Here is a 598-nt window from a genome sequence, read left to right on the forward strand (position 1 = left end):
TATATCCACCCCTGTGAAACCACATTCTGCACCGTAAACAGGTCTGCCAGCCCCCCCCTTGTGCATTGCCGTGGAAAAAAACAAAAAAAACAATTAATACTCACGGGATCAACGGCTGTACCACATCTGGCTGTTGAAACGAGTGCTACAACATGGATTAGGAATCCATCTACCATTTGCCATATTTCCAGTAACAATAATGCCCCTGACATCTTATATACTCCTCCTTCTTCACCTCCCTCTCTGGACACCCTGTTCCCAGAGTTGTCGGGTTTGAGGCAGGATGATGTATTTCAGAGTGTTCTTTGTGCCAGTACAGGGGAGTGTGCATTCGATACAGATGACACTCTTACTGAAGTGAGTCAGAGTCAGCCTGACAGCACCCACACAGGGGACAGGCCCTTTGTCTCGACTTTGACGGGTGCAGCAAGTCTTTCACCTGATCAGGACGGGTGCACGGGTCGTTCACTACATCCAGTCATCTCACCAAGCACAAACACAGACAAGTCTTTCACTTCATCCAGTCACCTCAAAGTCTTTCATCCGATCCTGTCACCTCACCAATCACAAGCGCATCCATACAGGAGACAGGCCCTAC

The sequence above is a fragment of the Parendozoicomonas verongulae genome, assembly GCF_009711465.1.
Lineage (GTDB): Bacteria > Pseudomonadota > Gammaproteobacteria > Pseudomonadales > Endozoicomonadaceae > Sansalvadorimonas > Sansalvadorimonas verongulae.